The sequence below is a fragment of the Enterobacter cloacae complex sp. SHL022 genome, from assembly GCF_049237785.1.
Taxonomy (GTDB): domain Bacteria; phylum Pseudomonadota; class Gammaproteobacteria; order Enterobacterales; family Enterobacteriaceae; genus Enterobacter; species Enterobacter hormaechei_C.
Window position 1 is genome coordinate 798,311 of sequence record NZ_JBMKJH010000001.1, and the last position, 14,116, is coordinate 812,426.

The following is a 14,116-nucleotide window of genomic DNA, read 5'->3' on the forward strand; positions in this document are numbered from 1 at the left end:
ATATCAGAGCAGCGAATGCTTTGTGACCGATTTCACCTTTCGCTCGCCGCGCTTCACTGATAATCCACAGACATAACATAAACAACACCTCTCAATCTTGTACGGAGTTCACAATGAACAATGTTCTGGGATTTCTTGAAGCAAAACTGATGCCGCTGGCGGCGAAAACGGCCCAGCAGCGTCATCTTGGGGCCATTCGTGGGGCCTACGTTTCATTCATGCCGTTTATCATCGTCGGCTCCATCCTGCTGGTGATCTCCTCCTTCCCGAATCAGGCCTATCAGCAGTTTATGTCTCAGGCCTTTGGTGAGAGCTGGAGTGCGATTATAGAGATCCCGTTTAACGCGGTGTTCTCAACCATGTCGCTGTTTATCAGCTTCCTGGTGGCCTACCGCCTGGCTGAGCATTATGGCGAGGACCGCATCTCCTGCGGCATCCTGGCGCTGGTCGCGTTTCTGATCCTGACGCCCTTTATCAAAGTGGCGGAAAACGGCGGCATTACCGTGATGCCGGTGGAGTGGATTGGCAGCAAAGGGCTGTTCGTGGCGATGATCGGTTCCCTGCTGTGGACGGAACTGTTCTGCTGGCTGAAGCGCAAAAAGCTGGTCATCGAAATGCCGGACGGCGTGCCTCCTGCGGTGCAGGAGTCGTTCGCGGCCCTGATCCCGGCCCTGCTGGTGATGATTCTGGTGCTGCTTATCCGCATCATCTTTGAAAACACCCACTACCACACCATCCACCAGTTTATTTATGAAGTGGTTGCCACCCCGGTGCGCCACTACGGCACCTCTTATTTCGGGGCGCTGATGACCGTATTCAGCATCACCATTCTGTGGTCAGTGGGCATTAACTCAGGTTCGATGATCAACGGGATTATTCGTCCGCTGTGGATGGAGAACCAGACCGACAACATCGCCGCGATTCAGGCGGGAACGACGCCGCCGCACATCATCACCGAACAGTTTTTTGACATGATCTGGATGGGCGGCGCGGGCGCCACGCTGTCGCTGGTGATTGCGATGCTGATTTTCGCCCGCAGCAAAAACATGCGCGAAGTGGCGCGCCTCGGTGCGGGTGCCTCGGTGTTTAACATCAACGAACCGATTCTCTTTGGCCTGCCGGTGATCATGAACCCAATCATGCTCATCCCGTTCAATCTGGTGCCGCTGGTGCTGGTCACCGTGCAGTATTTGGCGATGAAAATTGGTGCGGTCGCCGTCACCACCGGGGTGTTTATCCCCTGGACGCTGCCGCCGGTCATCAGCGGCTTTATTGTCACCGGGCACCTGAGCGGCAGCGTGATGCAGCTGATCAACCTGCTGATTGGCGCCATGCTGTACCTGCCTTTCATGCGTATCCTGGATAAACAGTACCGCGCGGCGGAAATAGCCAGCGTTACGCAAACCGACACCACCCTTGCAAAACAGGAGTAAAGCATGTGGGGAATTATCGCAACCTGGCGAATGGCGCTTGAAGGGGTAACGGAATCCGCGTCTGCCCTGGCTGCGGGCAAACCTGTCGCTGCGGCGGTAGTGGATGCCGTCGCCGCCGTCGAGGACTTTCCGTTTTATAAATCCGTCGGCTACGGCGGGCTGCCCACCGAAAACGGCGAGGTAGAGCTGGACGCGGCCTATATGGACGGCGACACGCTGGCGTTCGGCGCCGTGGGGAATCTGGTGGATATCGCCAACCCAGTGCGCGTGGCGCACGCGCTCAGCCGCCAGCGCTATAACAGCCTGCTGGTCGGCCAGGGCGCGCGCGAATGGGCGCTGAGTCAGGGCTTTGCCGATAAAACCATGCTCACGGATCGCGCCATGCAACACTACCGTAAGCGCTGCCGCGAAACGCTGGATAAGGGGTTAAGCCCCTACGACGGACATGACACCGTCGGCATCATCGGCCTCGATAAACAGGGCTCGATGAGCGTCGCCACTTCCACCAGCGGCCTGTTTATGAAAAAACGCGGTCGCCTCGGTGACTCACCCATCATCGGCTCCGGCTTTTACTGCGACAGCGAAACCGGCGCGGCCACCGCCACGGGCGTCGGTGAAGATCTGATGAAGGGCTGTACCAGCTACGAAATCGTTCGCCGGATGGCGCAAGGCATGACGCCGCAGCAGGCGGCGGATTCGGTCGTGTTCGAACTGGAAGACAAACTGATGTCGCGCTTCGGTCGCGCGGGCGATCTCTCCGTGGTGTGCATGAACAGCAAAGGAGAATTTGGCGCCGCGACCAACATCAAAACCTTCTCGTTCGTGGTGGCGACGGCTCGCCAGCCCCTCACCGTTTTCCGTACTGAACGCCTGCGGGAGAAAACGCACTATCACGCGGTAGATGAGGAGTGGATGCAGGCCTATGCCGCGCGGATCCGCGCACCGATTGAGGAGTTATGATGATCACGTACCAGTTTATCAACGCGCTTTCAGACGCGAAGCCGCAGAGCCATTTGATTGCGCGCGCTGACAGTTCCCTGTTACCGGATAACGCTCTTATCGCTGAAATGCGCCAGCAGAGCACCGTCGCGGACGCGCGCTTTGGCTGCGCGCCGTTTGCCCGCATCACTCTGTTGCCGGATGCGCTCTGGCATGACGCCCTGACCGAAGGGTTGATCACGGCCCTGCGACCGCTGCTTACCGCCCCCGCCAGCGCCGAACTCGTGCTGGACGTGACGGATATCGACGATGTGGTGCTGGCGCAGGTACTGCGTTTTCTCTTTAATCAGGCGCACATGCTCAGTGACCTGAAGCTGAAGAAGACGGACGAAGCGCTGCGCCTTACCTGCATCACTGCCCTCTGCCTGCCGGAACAGCAGGCGAAGCTGGAGACGACCTTCCGCCAGCAGCAGGCCATTGCGCTCGGCATGGTTGCGGCACGACGTCTGGCGGATATGCCATCCGACCGCTGTACGCCGCAGTTTGTGGTGGAAGAGGCGCAAAAACTGTGTGCCGCCAGCCCTGCTCTGCGCTGCGAGGTGTTGGATGAAAAGCAAATTGTTGAGCAGGGGCTGGGGCTACTGCACGCCGTTGGCAAAGGGGCGACCTGCCCGCCTCGCCTGCTGGCTATTCACTATAACGGCGTGTCTGATGGCCCGGTGCGCTGCTACGTGGGAAAAGGCATTACCTTTGACACCGGCGGCCTGTGGCTGAAGGAAGGCGCGGGCATGTACACCATGAAATATGACATGTGCGGCGCGGCTAACGTGCTCGGGCTGATGCTGACCGTTGCGGAGCAGAAATTACCCGTGCGCATCATGGGCGTGCTGGCGCTGGCGGAAAACGCCATCGGCCCCGACGCCATGCAGCCCGGCACGGTGGCAACAGCCTGCAACGGCATTACGGTGGAAATCAACAACACCGATGCCGAGGGCCGGCTGGTGCTGGCAGACGCTATCGCCTGGGCGAGTCAGCGCCATCCGCAGGCGCATTATATTATTGATATGGCGACCTTAACCGGAGCGGTGGTGAAAGCGCTGGGGTATGAGCTGAGCGGGCTGATGACCCAGGATGAGCCGTTGCGTCAGGCACTGACGCTCGCGGGCAAACGGAGCGGCGACGAGGTGTGGTCCCTGCCGCTGGATGCGAGGCTGAGAAAGCAAACCGACAGCGCGATTGCCGATCTGTGCAACACGCCGACCAACAATGCGGCGATCAGCGCCTCGGCGGCGTGGCTGCTGCACCATTTCTGCCCGCCGACTATTCCGTGGGCGCATCTGGATATCAGCGGGACGGCGCTGTGGCGAGAAAACGGACGGAGCGTGGCGTCGGGAAGACCGATTCCGCTGCTGGTGGAGCACTTGTTGGGGGATCTTTAGCCGGGTGGCGGCTGCGCCTTACCCGGCCTGCAAGGTATGACGGGTTTTCGTAGGCCCGGTAAGCGCAGCGCCACCGGGCAAAAAACTCAAAGCTTAAGAATATCTTTCACAAACGGAATGGTCAGCTTGCGCTGGGCGGTGATGGAGGCGCGATCGAGCTGATCGAGCGTATCAAAGAGCGTGCGCATCTCCCGATCCAGACGCTTGAGCAGGAAGCGCCCTACGTCTTCCGGCAGTTCAAATCCGCGCAGTCTGGCGCGCAACTGAAGTGCCTGGAGTTTGTCTTCATCCGACAGCGGTTGCAGCTTGTAGATTTGCCCCCAGTCCAGACGAGAGGCCAGATCCGGCAGCCCCAGATTGAGCTGGCGCGGCGGACGATCGCCGGTGATCAGCAGCCGGGTTTTGCCCGACTCCAGAATGCGGTTGTAGAGGTTAAAGATCGCCATTTCCCACGGTTCGTCCCCCGCCACGCATTCGATATTATCGATGCAGACCAGGGAGAGATGTTCCATGCCCTCCAGCACCTCAGGCACAAACCAGGTGCGTTTATCCAGCGGCACATAGCCTACCGCGTCACCGCGCGCCGAAAGCTCCGCACAGGCGGCATGCAGCAGGTGGCTGCGTCCCGCGCCTTCGCGTGACCAGATATAGATGTATCCGCTGTGTTCCTGGCGCAGCACGTTTTGCAGTGCAGCCAGTAAAGAGGGGTTATCACCCGGCCAGAAACTCGCGAAAGTTTCATCGTCAGGGAGATAAAGTGGCAGAGAGAGCTGTGCCGGTCCGTTCAGAAATACCTCAACCAGAGATCTTACATAAAATCGGAATGGAGTTTAACACGGAACCTGCAAGGAGAGAACCGGGCGATCCTTCGCCCGGCATGACGATCAATGTGGCGCTTTTTCGCTGTCGTCCGCGTCCAGCACCACCTCTTCCGGGCGGATCACCGAGATCAGCTTGAAAATCAGGCTCAGGCCGACGCCGACGATGGTCGCCAGCGCCATACCCTTCAGCTCTGCCGCGCCGATGTGCACCTTCGCGCCGCTCACGCCGATAATCAGGATAACGGAGGTCAGGATCAGGTTCTGCGCCTTGCTGTAATCCACTTTGGATTCAATCAGCACGCGAATACCGGAGGCACCGATCACCCCGTACAGCAGCAGAGAAACGCCGCCCATCACCGGCACCGGGATAATCTGGATCGCTGCCGCCAGTTTACCAACGCAGGAGAGCAGAATGGCGATGATCGCCGCGCCGCCGATAACCCAGGTGCTGTAGACGCGGGTGATCGCCATTACGCCGATATTCTCACCGTAAGTCGTGTTTGGCGTGGAGCCGAAGAAACCAGAGATGATGGTGGAGAAACCGTTGGCAAACATGGAGCGATGCAGGCCCGGGTCGCGGATCAGGTCGCGCTTCACGATGTTCGCCGTCACCACCAGGTGGCCGACGTGCTCAGCAATCACCACCAGCGCAGCAGGCAGAATGGTGAAAATGGCGAACCATTCAAAGCGCGGGGTGTAGAAGGTTGGCAGCGCGAACCAGTGCGCCTCGGCAATCGGGGTGGTATCCACAACGCCCATCACGAAGGAGAGCGCGTAACCCGCCAGCACGCCGATCAGGATTGGGATAATCGCCATAAAGCCGCGGAAGAGGACGGAACCGAATACCGTCACGCCCAGCGTCACCAGCGAAATAATAATGGTTTTAGAATCCGGTGACTGACCGTCCGCAGGCAGCAGCCCAGCCATGTTCGCCGCGACACCCGCCAGCTCCAGGCCGATGACGGCAACGATGGCCCCCATTGCCGCAGGCGGGAACATCACGTCCAGCCAGCCGGTACCGGCTTTCTTCACGATGAAGGAGACCAGGCAGAACAGCACGCCGCACATGATGAAGCCGCCCAGCGCGACCTCATAACCCAGCGGCAGCAACAGCAGTACCGGGGAGATAAACGCGAAGCTCGACCCGAGATAGGCCGGGATTTTGCCTTTACAGATGAAGAGGTAAAGCAGCGTACCGATGCCGTTAAACAGCAGCACGGTAGCCGGGTTAATGTGAAACAGGATTGGCACCAGCACGGTTGCGCCAAACATGGCGAACAGGTGCTGCAAACTAAGCGGGATTGTCTGTAAAAGCGGCGGTCTTTCACTCACCCCGATAGCACGGCGCGTCATAGTGTTTTCCTCTGAGTGTCATTGTTGGCTTTTATTCAAAAAAAAGCCGACTATCAAAGTCGGCTTCTTTATCGTTATTCGATTATTTAGTACCAAAAATCTTATCGCCGGCATCGCCGAGCCCCGGGATGATGTACCCGTGCTCGTTCAGTCCCTGGTCGACAGACGCGGTATAGAGTTCAACGTCCGGGTGCGCTTTTTCCAGCGCCGCGATACCTTCCGGCGCCGCAACCAGTACCAGCACTTTGATGCTGCTGCATCCCGCTTTTTTCAGCAGGTCGATGGTGGCGATCATCGAACCGCCGGTCGCGAGCATCGGGTCAACCACCAGCGCCATACGCTCATCGATGTTAGAGACCAGCTTCTGGAAGTACGGGACCGGCTCAAGCGTCTCTTCGTTACGGTAGATACCCACCACGCTGATACGCGCGCTTGGGACGTGCTCCAGCACGCCTTCCATCATGCCCAGACCCGCACGCAGGATTGGCACCACGGTAATTTTTTTACCTTTGATCTGCTCAACCTGTACCGGGCCGTTCCAGCCTTCGATAGTCACTTTTTCCGTTTCCAGATCAGAGGTCGCTTCGTAGGTCAGCAGGCTACCCACTTCAGAAGCCAGTTCGCGAAAACGCTTCGTGCTGATGTCATGCTCACGCATCAGGCCCAACTTGTGTTTAACGAGTGGGTGTTTCACTTCCACAATCTTCATTCTCTTTCTCCTCTGAGGTGGCATCCGCAAAAAAATCGCGGGATTATACCGCTTTTTTCGGATTGCGCCATACCCATCTTGCTTGACATACATCAATCAAAAACAAAAAAGCCGGAGGCGAGGCTCCGGCTTGGGGGCGGGATTCTGCCGGGTGGCGCTAACGCTTACCCGGCCTGGACATCCCGTAGGCCCGATAAGCGCAGCGCCACCGGGCAATTATAGCTGCTCTCCGTTGCTGGCAATCACCTGCTTATACCAGTCGAACGATTTCTTCTTGCTGCGGTTCAGCGTACCGTTACCTTCGTTATCTTTATCGACAAAGATAAAGCCGTAGCGTTTCTTCATCTCGCCGGTGCCGGCAGAGACCAGGTCGATACAGCCCCACGGCGTGTAGCCCATCAGATCCACGCCGTCTTCCACCACCGCTTTTTTCATCTCGCGGATGTGGGCGGAAAGGTAGTCGATGCGGTACTGGTCGTTCACCGTGCCGTCGCTCTCCTGCACGTCGATCGCGCCAAAACCGTTTTCCACAATAAACAGCGGCAGCTGATAGTGATCCCAGAACCAGTTCAGGGAGTAGCGCAGCCCGACAGGATCGATCTGCCAGCCCCAGTCCGATTTTTGCACGTACGGGTTAGAAACCAGGCTCTTGCTCTCGTCGTAATCCAGCGTCGGATTATCCGCCGTCGCTTTGGTAGCGAAAGACATGTAGTAGCTGAACCCGATGTAATCCACGCAGCCCTGCGTCAGCGCCACTTTATCTTCTTCGGTAATATCCAGCGCGAAGCCGCGACGTTCAAAGTAGTTGAGCAGATGCTGCGGATACTTGCCGCGCACGTGAACGTCGGTGAACCAGTAGCGGCGATGCATGGCGTTCATCGCCATCATCATGTCGTCCGGGGCACAGGTCAGCGGATAGATGGGGCACATGGCAATCATGCAGCCGATTTGCAGTGACGGGTTGATCTCGCGCCCCGCCTTCACCGCCAGAGCACTGGCCACCAGCTCATAGTGCGCCGCCTGGAACATCACCGGCTCGCGATCTTCTCCCGGCGCATATTTCAGCCCGGAGTTGGTAAACGGCGCAAAGTCTTCGTGGAAGTTGGCCTGGTTGTTGATCTCGTTAAAGGTCATCCAGTACTTCACTTTATGCTGGTAGCGCTCAAAAACGACCTTCGCGAAGCGGACAAAGAAGTCGATCAGCTTACGGTTGCGCCAGCCGCCGTATTCCGTCACCAGGTGGAAAGGCATCTCGAAGTGGGAAAGCGTGATCACCGGCTCGATGCCGTGCTTCAGGCACTCGTCGAACAAATCGTCATAGAATTGGAGTCCCGCTTCGTTCGGCTCCAGCTCGTCGCCTTTCGGGAAGATACGCGTCCAGGCGATGGAGGTGCGAAAGCATTTGAACCCCATTTCGGCAAAGAGTTTGATGTCTTCTTTATAGCGGTGATAGAAGTCGATGGCTTCGTGGTTTGGGTAATTTTTCCCCTCCATCACGCCGTTGGTGATTTCACGCGGTACCCCATGGGCGCCTGCCGTCATGACATCAGCAACGCTCACGCCCTTGCCGCCCTCTTTCCAGCCGCCTTCAAGCTGGTGCGCCGCAACGGCCCCACCCCACAGAAAACCTGATTTAAATCCTGACATTCGCTATCCCTCATTCTGCGTTATTTTCTGCAAAAACAGTTACAGAAACCGGTTTCAGTTTGATGATGTGCAAACGGGATTGCCGTTGCAAGCAGATCGCCGAAACCGGTTTCATTTTCGTGAACAGAGTCAAGTTTGTTGCCCTGGACAGGCCGCACAGAAAAAAAGATCCCCGCGCCGAGAATAGGCTCGCAAACGTTTGCCTGGACTGTTAGAATTGCGCCGATTTTTCTTACTAGCTATGCAATCGCGTGGGGATTTAAGCCGTGACCAACAAAACTTCTCTCAGCTACAAAGATGCCGGTGTTGATATTGACGCAGGTAATGCGCTGGTTGACCGAATCAAAGGTGTGGTGAAAAAAACCCGCCGCCCGGAAGTGATGGGTGGCCTGGGTGGATTCGGCGCACTGTGCGCGCTGCCGCAAAAATATCGTGAACCTGTGCTGGTCTCGGGTACGGATGGTGTCGGTACAAAACTACGCCTGGCGATGGATCTTAAGCGTCACGATACGATTGGTATCGATCTGGTGGCGATGTGCGTCAACGACCTGGTGGTACAGGGCGCTGAGCCGCTGTTCTTCCTGGATTACTACGCGACCGGCAAGCTGGACGTGGATACCGCAGCCAGCGTCATTAACGGTATCGCCGAAGGCTGCCTGCAATCCGGCTGTGCGCTGGTCGGCGGTGAAACCGCAGAAATGCCTGGCATGTATCACGGTGAAGATTATGACGTCGCAGGCTTCTGCGTCGGCGTGGTAGAAAAATCAGAAATTATCGACGGCAGCAAAGTGGCTGACGGCGATGTGCTGGTTGCGCTGGCCTCCAGCGGTCCGCACTCCAACGGCTACTCTCTGGTGCGTAAGATCCTCGAAGTGAGCGGTTGCGACCCGCTGACCACCGAGCTGGACGGCAAACCGCTGGCCGATCACCTGCTGGCCCCGACCCGCATCTACGTGAAAAACGTGCTGGAGCTGATTGAGAACGTTGACGTGCACGCCATCGCTCACCTTACCGGCGGCGGCTTCTGGGAAAACATTCCGCGCGTGCTGCCGGATAATACCCAGGCGGTGATCGACGCCTCCTCATGGCAGTGGCCGTCCGTCTTCAACTGGCTGCAAACCGCAGGCAACGTGAGCGAGCATGAAATGTACCGCACCTTTAACTGCGGCGTGGGCATGGTTATCGCCCTGCCCGCCAGCGAAGCGGATAAAGCGATTAAGCTGCTGACAGAAAAAGGTGAAAACGCGTGGAAAATCGGTACGATTAAAGCTTCCGATTCCGAACAGCGTGTGGTCATTGAATGAAAAACATCGTGGTGCTCATTTCCGGCAACGGAAGCAATTTGCAGGCAATCATAGACGCCTGCAAACAGAAGAAAATCAATGGCACCATTCGGGCAGTATTCAGCAACAAGGCCGATGCATTCGGCCTTGAGCGCGCGCGGGAAGCGAACATTCCTGCGCACGCGCTGGAAGCCAGCCAGTTCGCCGGGCGTGAAGCCTTTGACCGTGAGCTGGTGCAGGAGATTGACGCCTACGCGCCTGACGTGGTGGTGCTGGCAGGCTACATGCGCATCCTGAGCCCGGCTTTTGTTGCACACTACGCCGGACGACTGCTCAATATCCACCCTTCCCTGCTACCAAAATACCCCGGTCTGCACACCCATCGTCAGGTGCTGGAGAACGGCGATGAGGAGCATGGTACCTCCGTGCATTTCGTTACCGACGAGCTGGACGGCGGTCCGGTCATTTTGCAGGCAAAAGTACCGGTCTTTGACGGTGACAACGAAGACGACGTGACCGAACGTGTACAGGCTCAGGAACACGCCATTTATCCGCTGGTGGTAAGCTGGTTTGTTGACGGCCGTCTTGAGATGCGCGACGGCGCAGCCTGGCTGGACGGAGTGAAGTTGCCCCCGCAGGGTTATGCTGCCGAAGAATAGTCTGTTTGAATTGCCCGGCGGCGCTTCGCTTGCACGGGCCAACGGTCCCGTAGGTCGTGGTAAGCGCAGCGCCACCCGACATCCCCTCCCCCAACCCTCTAAATTCCCCAATAAAAAAATAACTGTCATACTTTTCTGGCACTGTTGGACATATCGTGGAAATGCTCGCCATAATAAGGACGAGACGGATTTACCACGTCCTGTGATTGAACTGGAGTGTGAGCTGTAATGGGTCAGGAAAAGTTATACATCGAGAAAGAGCTAAGCTGGTTAGCATTCAACGAACGTGTACTTCAGGAAGCGGCCGATAAAACCAACCCGCTGATTGAACGTATGCGTTTTTTAGGCATCTATTCCAACAATCTGGATGAGTTCTACAAGGTTCGCTTCGCCGAACTGAAACGCCGAATCATCATCAGCGAAGAACAGGGCTTAAACTCCCACTCGCGACATCTGCTTGGAAAAATCCAGTCTCGCGTCATGAAAGCCGATCAGGAATTTGATGGCCTCTATAACGAGCTGCTGCTGGAAATGGCACGCAACCAAATCTTCCTGATCAACGAGCGCCAGCTCTCCGCGAATCAGCAAAACTGGCTGCGCCACTATTTTAAACATTATCTGCGCCAGCATATCACCCCGATTCTGATCAACCGTGAAACCGATCTGGTGCAGTTCCTGAAAGATGACTACACCTATCTGGCGGTAGAAATCATTCGTGGTGAGACCATTAACTACGCGCTGCTGGAAATACCGTCTGATAAAGTCCCACGCTTTGTAAACCTGCCGCCGGAAACCCCGCGCCGACGTAAGCCGATGATCCTGCTGGATAACATCCTGCGCTACTGCCTGGACGATATCTTCAAAGGCTTCTTCGATTACGACGCGCTCAACGCCTACTCGATGAAGATGACCCGTGACGCCGAGTACGATCTGGTGCATGAGATGGAGGCCAGCCTGATGGAGCTGATGTCTTCCAGCCTCAAGCAGCGCCTGACGGCAGAGCCGGTGCGGTTTGTCTATCAGCGTGATATGCCGGACGCAATGGTGGAGATGCTGCGCGATAAGCTGACCATCTCCCGCTACGACTCCATTATTCCCGGCGGGCGTTACCACAACTTTAAAGATTTCATTGGCTTCCCGAACGTCGGCAAAGCCAATCTGGTGAACAAACCGCTGCCGCGCCTGCGCCATATCTGGTTCGATAAGTTCCGCAACGGGTTCGACGCCATCCGCGAACGGGATGTACTGCTCTACTATCCGTATCATACCTTTGAGCACGTGCTGGAATTGCTGCGTCAGGCCTCATTCGATCCGAACGTGCTGGCGATTAAAATCAATATTTATCGCGTGGCGAAAGATTCCCGCATCATCGATGCGATGATCCACGCGGCGCACAACGGCAAGAAAGTGACCGTGGTAGTTGAGCTCCAGGCTCGCTTCGACGAAGAGGCCAACATCCACTGGGCGCGCCGACTGACGGAAGCGGGCGTGCACGTCATCTTCTCCGCGCCGGGGCTGAAAATTCACGCCAAGCTGTTCCTGATCTCCCGTAAAGAGGGTGACGAGGTGGTGCGCTACGCCCATATCGGTACCGGGAACTTTAACGAGAAAACCGCGAGAATCTACACCGACTATTCGCTGCTGACTGCCGATGCCCGCATCACCAACGAAGTGCGTCGGGTGTTCAACTTCATTGAGAACCCGTACCGCCCGGTGAGCTTCGATTATCTGCTGGTGTCACCGCAGAACTCACGGCGCCTGCTGTACGATATGATCGACAAAGAGATTGCCAATGCGCAGAACGGCTTGTCGTCCGGCATTACGCTGAAGCTCAACAATCTGGTGGACAAAGGCCTGGTGGACCGCCTGTACGCGGCCTCCAGTTCTGGCGTTCCGGTAAATCTGCTCATTCGTGGCATGTGCTCGCTCATTCCGGAACTGGAAGGCATTAGCGATAACATCCGCGTGATCAGCATTGTGGATCGCTATCTTGAACACGATCGCGTCTATATTTTCGATAACGCCGGTGATAAGCGCGTATACCTCTCGTCCGCCGACTGGATGACGCGTAACATTGATTACCGTATTGAAGTGGCGGCACCGCTGCTGGATCCTCGCCTGAAGCAGCGTATCCTGGACATTATCGAGATCCTGTTCAGCGATACGGTGAAAGCACGTTATATCGACAAAGAACTCAGTAATCGCTATGTACCGCGCGGCAATCGCCGTAAAGTGCGCTCGCAGCTGGCGATTTACGATTACATTAAATCACTTGAGCAACCCGATTAACCTATGCCAATAAACGATAATACCCCACGCCCGCAGGAGTTCGCTGCGGTCGATCTTGGCTCAAACAGTTTCCATATGGTCATCGCCCGCGAGGTGGATGGCGCGATGCAGATCATCGGTCGTCTGAAGCAGCGTGTGCATCTGGCCGATGGTCTCGACGCGCGTAACATGCTGAGCGAAGAGGCTATGGAGCGCGGGCTGAACTGCCTGTCGCTGTTCGCAGAACGTCTGCAAGGCTTTTCACCGTCCAGCGTCTGCATCGTTGGAACGCATACGCTACGCCAGGCGCTGAACGCGCCGGAATTTCTTAAGCGCGCGGAAAAGGTTATCCCCTACCCGATTGAGATCATCTCCGGTAACGAAGAAGCGCGCCTGATTTTTATGGGCGTGGAGCATACGCAGCCGGAAAAAGGCCGCAAGCTGGTGATTGATATCGGCGGTGGCTCCACGGAACTGGTGATTGGCGAAGACTTCGAACCGCGTCTGGTGGAAAGCCGCCGTATGGGCTGCGTCAGCTTCGCGCAGATGTATTTCCCGGGCGGCGTCATCACCCGCGAAAACTTCCAGCGCGCGCGCATGGCCGCCGTTCAAAAACTGGAAAATCTGGCCTGGCAATACCGTATTCAGGGCTGGAACGTGGCGCTGGGCGCATCAGGGTCGATTAAAGCGGCCCATGAAGTGCTGCTGGCGATGGGTGAAAAAGACGGGTTTATTACGCCCGAGCGCCTGGTGAAACTCACCGAAGAGGTGCTTAAGCATAAGAGCTTCGACGCCCTGAGTTTGCCGGGTCTGTCCGACGAACGCAAAGCCGTGTTCGTACCGGGGCTGGCGATCCTCTGCGGCGTGTTTGACGCGCTGGCGATCAAAGAGCTGCGTCTCTCTGACGGCGCCCTGCGTGAAGGCGTGCTGTATGAGATGGAAGGACGTTTCCGTCATCAGGATATTCGCAGCCGTACCGCGCAGAGCCTGGCCAACCAGTACAACATCGACCGTGAACAGGCGAAGCGCGTTCTCGAAACCACGGTGCAGATGTACGAGCAGTGGGAGGAGCAAAATCCTAAGCTGGCGCATCCGCAGCTGGCCGCACTGTTAAAATGGGCCGCCATGCTGCACGAGGTGGGGCTGAACATTAACCACAGCGGAATGCATCGCCATTCAGCCTATATTCTGCAAAACAGCGATCTGCCTGGCTTCAACCAGGAGCAGCAAACCATGATGGCGACGCTGGTCCGCTATCACCGCAAAGCCATCAAGCTCGACGATCTGCCGCGCTTTACGTTGTTTAAGAAAAAGCAGTTCCTGCCGCTCATTCAGCTGTTGCGCCTGGGCGTATTGCTCAATAATCAGCGACAGGCGACCACCACGCCGCCGACGCTGAAGCTAAAAACGGATGACTATCACTGGACGCTGAGCTTCCCGCACGACTGGTTCAGCCAGAACGCGCTGGTACTGCTGGATCTGGAAAAAGAGCAGCAGTACTGGGAAGCGGTCACCGGCTGGCTGTTGAAGATTGAAGAAGAGAGTTCAGAGGCGGCAGCGTAACG

General features: G+C 56.9%; 11 protein-coding genes. 7 read left to right on the forward strand and 4 right to left on the reverse strand.

Annotated features, from left to right (window positions below; genetic code table 11):
- Nucleotides 1-113: 113 nt before the first annotated feature.
- From celB to ACOTZD_RS03765, 3 genes are read left to right on the forward strand one after another with little or no spacing between them, the layout of a single operon-like run.
- Nucleotides 114-1,433, forward strand: a complete 1,320-nt coding sequence (celB, locus tag ACOTZD_RS03755) for a PTS cellobiose transporter subunit IIC (protein ID WP_048244618.1) — start codon at nucleotides 114-116, stop codon at nucleotides 1,431-1,433.
- 3 nt (nucleotides 1,434-1,436) lie between these two features.
- Nucleotides 1,437-2,393: a N(4)-(beta-N-acetylglucosaminyl)-L-asparaginase gene (locus ACOTZD_RS03760; protein ID WP_045330458.1), complete on the forward strand. Its 957-nt coding sequence runs from the start codon at nucleotides 1,437-1,439 to the stop codon at nucleotides 2,391-2,393.
- Nucleotides 2,393-3,811: a leucyl aminopeptidase family protein gene (locus tag ACOTZD_RS03765; RefSeq protein ID WP_058648651.1), complete on the forward strand. Its 1,419-nt coding sequence runs from the start codon at nucleotides 2,393-2,395 to the stop codon at nucleotides 3,809-3,811. The genes ACOTZD_RS03760 and ACOTZD_RS03765 overlap by 1 nt, the downstream gene beginning before the upstream one ends.
- A gap of 86 nt (nucleotides 3,812-3,897) precedes the next feature.
- Here ACOTZD_RS03765 and ACOTZD_RS03770 read toward each other — a convergent pair whose 3' ends face one another.
- From ACOTZD_RS03770 to ACOTZD_RS03785, 4 genes are all read right to left on the reverse strand, one after another.
- On the reverse strand, nucleotides 3,898-4,599 hold the full coding sequence (locus ACOTZD_RS03770; protein WP_211482948.1) for a DnaA inactivator Hda: 702 nt from the start codon (nucleotides 4,597-4,599) through the stop codon (nucleotides 3,898-3,900).
- Nucleotides 4,600-4,695: 96 nt separating this feature from the next.
- Nucleotides 4,696-5,985 (reverse strand): uracil permease, encoded by a 1,290-nt coding sequence (uraA, locus tag ACOTZD_RS03775; RefSeq protein WP_003860558.1) that lies wholly within the window; start codon nucleotides 5,983-5,985, stop codon nucleotides 4,696-4,698.
- An 82-nt stretch (nucleotides 5,986-6,067) separates the two neighbouring features.
- A complete protein-coding gene (gene upp / locus ACOTZD_RS03780) occupies nucleotides 6,068-6,694 on the reverse strand; it encodes a uracil phosphoribosyltransferase (RefSeq protein WP_003860560.1) in 627 nt (208 codons plus the stop codon).
- A gap of 216 nt (nucleotides 6,695-6,910) precedes the next feature.
- A complete protein-coding gene (locus tag ACOTZD_RS03785) occupies nucleotides 6,911-8,341 on the reverse strand; it encodes a 6-phospho-beta-glucosidase (RefSeq protein WP_045337237.1) in 1,431 nt (476 codons plus the stop codon).
- A 266-nt stretch (nucleotides 8,342-8,607) separates the two neighbouring features.
- On the opposite strand from ACOTZD_RS03785, the gene purM reads away from it, so the two are divergent.
- The 4 genes from purM to ppx all read left to right on the forward strand — a co-directional run bounded on the left by purM (nucleotide 8,608) and on the right by ppx (nucleotide 14,114).
- Nucleotides 8,608-9,645, forward strand: coding sequence for a phosphoribosylformylglycinamidine cyclo-ligase (gene purM, locus ACOTZD_RS03790; RefSeq protein WP_003860563.1), 1,038 nt, complete (start codon nucleotides 8,608-8,610; stop codon nucleotides 9,643-9,645).
- Nucleotides 9,642-10,283 (forward strand): phosphoribosylglycinamide formyltransferase, encoded by a 642-nt coding sequence (gene purN / locus ACOTZD_RS03795; RefSeq protein WP_003860566.1) that lies wholly within the window; start codon nucleotides 9,642-9,644, stop codon nucleotides 10,281-10,283. The genes purM and purN overlap by 4 nt, the downstream gene beginning before the upstream one ends.
- Before the next feature lie 228 nt (nucleotides 10,284-10,511).
- Nucleotides 10,512-12,572 (forward strand): polyphosphate kinase 1, encoded by a 2,061-nt coding sequence (gene ppk1 / locus ACOTZD_RS03800; protein ID WP_003860568.1) that lies wholly within the window; start codon nucleotides 10,512-10,514, stop codon nucleotides 12,570-12,572.
- Nucleotides 12,573-12,575: 3 nt separating this feature from the next.
- A complete protein-coding gene (ppx, locus tag ACOTZD_RS03805) occupies nucleotides 12,576-14,114 on the forward strand; it encodes an exopolyphosphatase (protein ID WP_003860570.1) in 1,539 nt (512 codons plus the stop codon).
- The last annotated feature ends 2 nt before the right edge of the window (nucleotides 14,115-14,116 follow it).

Bases quoted from the DNA above. Each gene is read 5' to 3' on its own strand.
- ACOTZD_RS03785 (WP_045337237.1), bottom strand. From the start codon at position 8,341: ATGTCAGGATTTAAATCAGGTTTTCTGTGGGGTGGGGCCGTTGCGGCG.
- uraA (WP_003860558.1), bottom strand. From the start codon at position 5,985: ATGACGCGCCGTGCTATCGGGGTGAGTGAAAGACCGCCGCTTTTACAG.
- ppk1 (WP_003860568.1), top strand. From the start codon at position 10,512: ATGGGTCAGGAAAAGTTATACATCGAGAAAGAGCTAAGCTGGTTAGCA.
- purN (WP_003860566.1), top strand. From the start codon at position 9,642: ATGAAAAACATCGTGGTGCTCATTTCCGGCAACGGAAGCAATTTGCAG.
- ACOTZD_RS03765 (WP_058648651.1), top strand. From the start codon at position 2,393: ATGATCACGTACCAGTTTATCAACGCGCTTTCAGACGCGAAGCCGCAG.
- upp (WP_003860560.1), bottom strand. From the start codon at position 6,694: ATGAAGATTGTGGAAGTGAAACACCCACTCGTTAAACACAAGTTGGGC.
- ppx (WP_003860570.1), top strand. From the start codon at position 12,576: ATGCCAATAAACGATAATACCCCACGCCCGCAGGAGTTCGCTGCGGTC.
- ACOTZD_RS03760 (WP_045330458.1), top strand. From the start codon at position 1,437: ATGTGGGGAATTATCGCAACCTGGCGAATGGCGCTTGAAGGGGTAACG.
- celB (WP_048244618.1), top strand. From the start codon at position 114: ATGAACAATGTTCTGGGATTTCTTGAAGCAAAACTGATGCCGCTGGCG.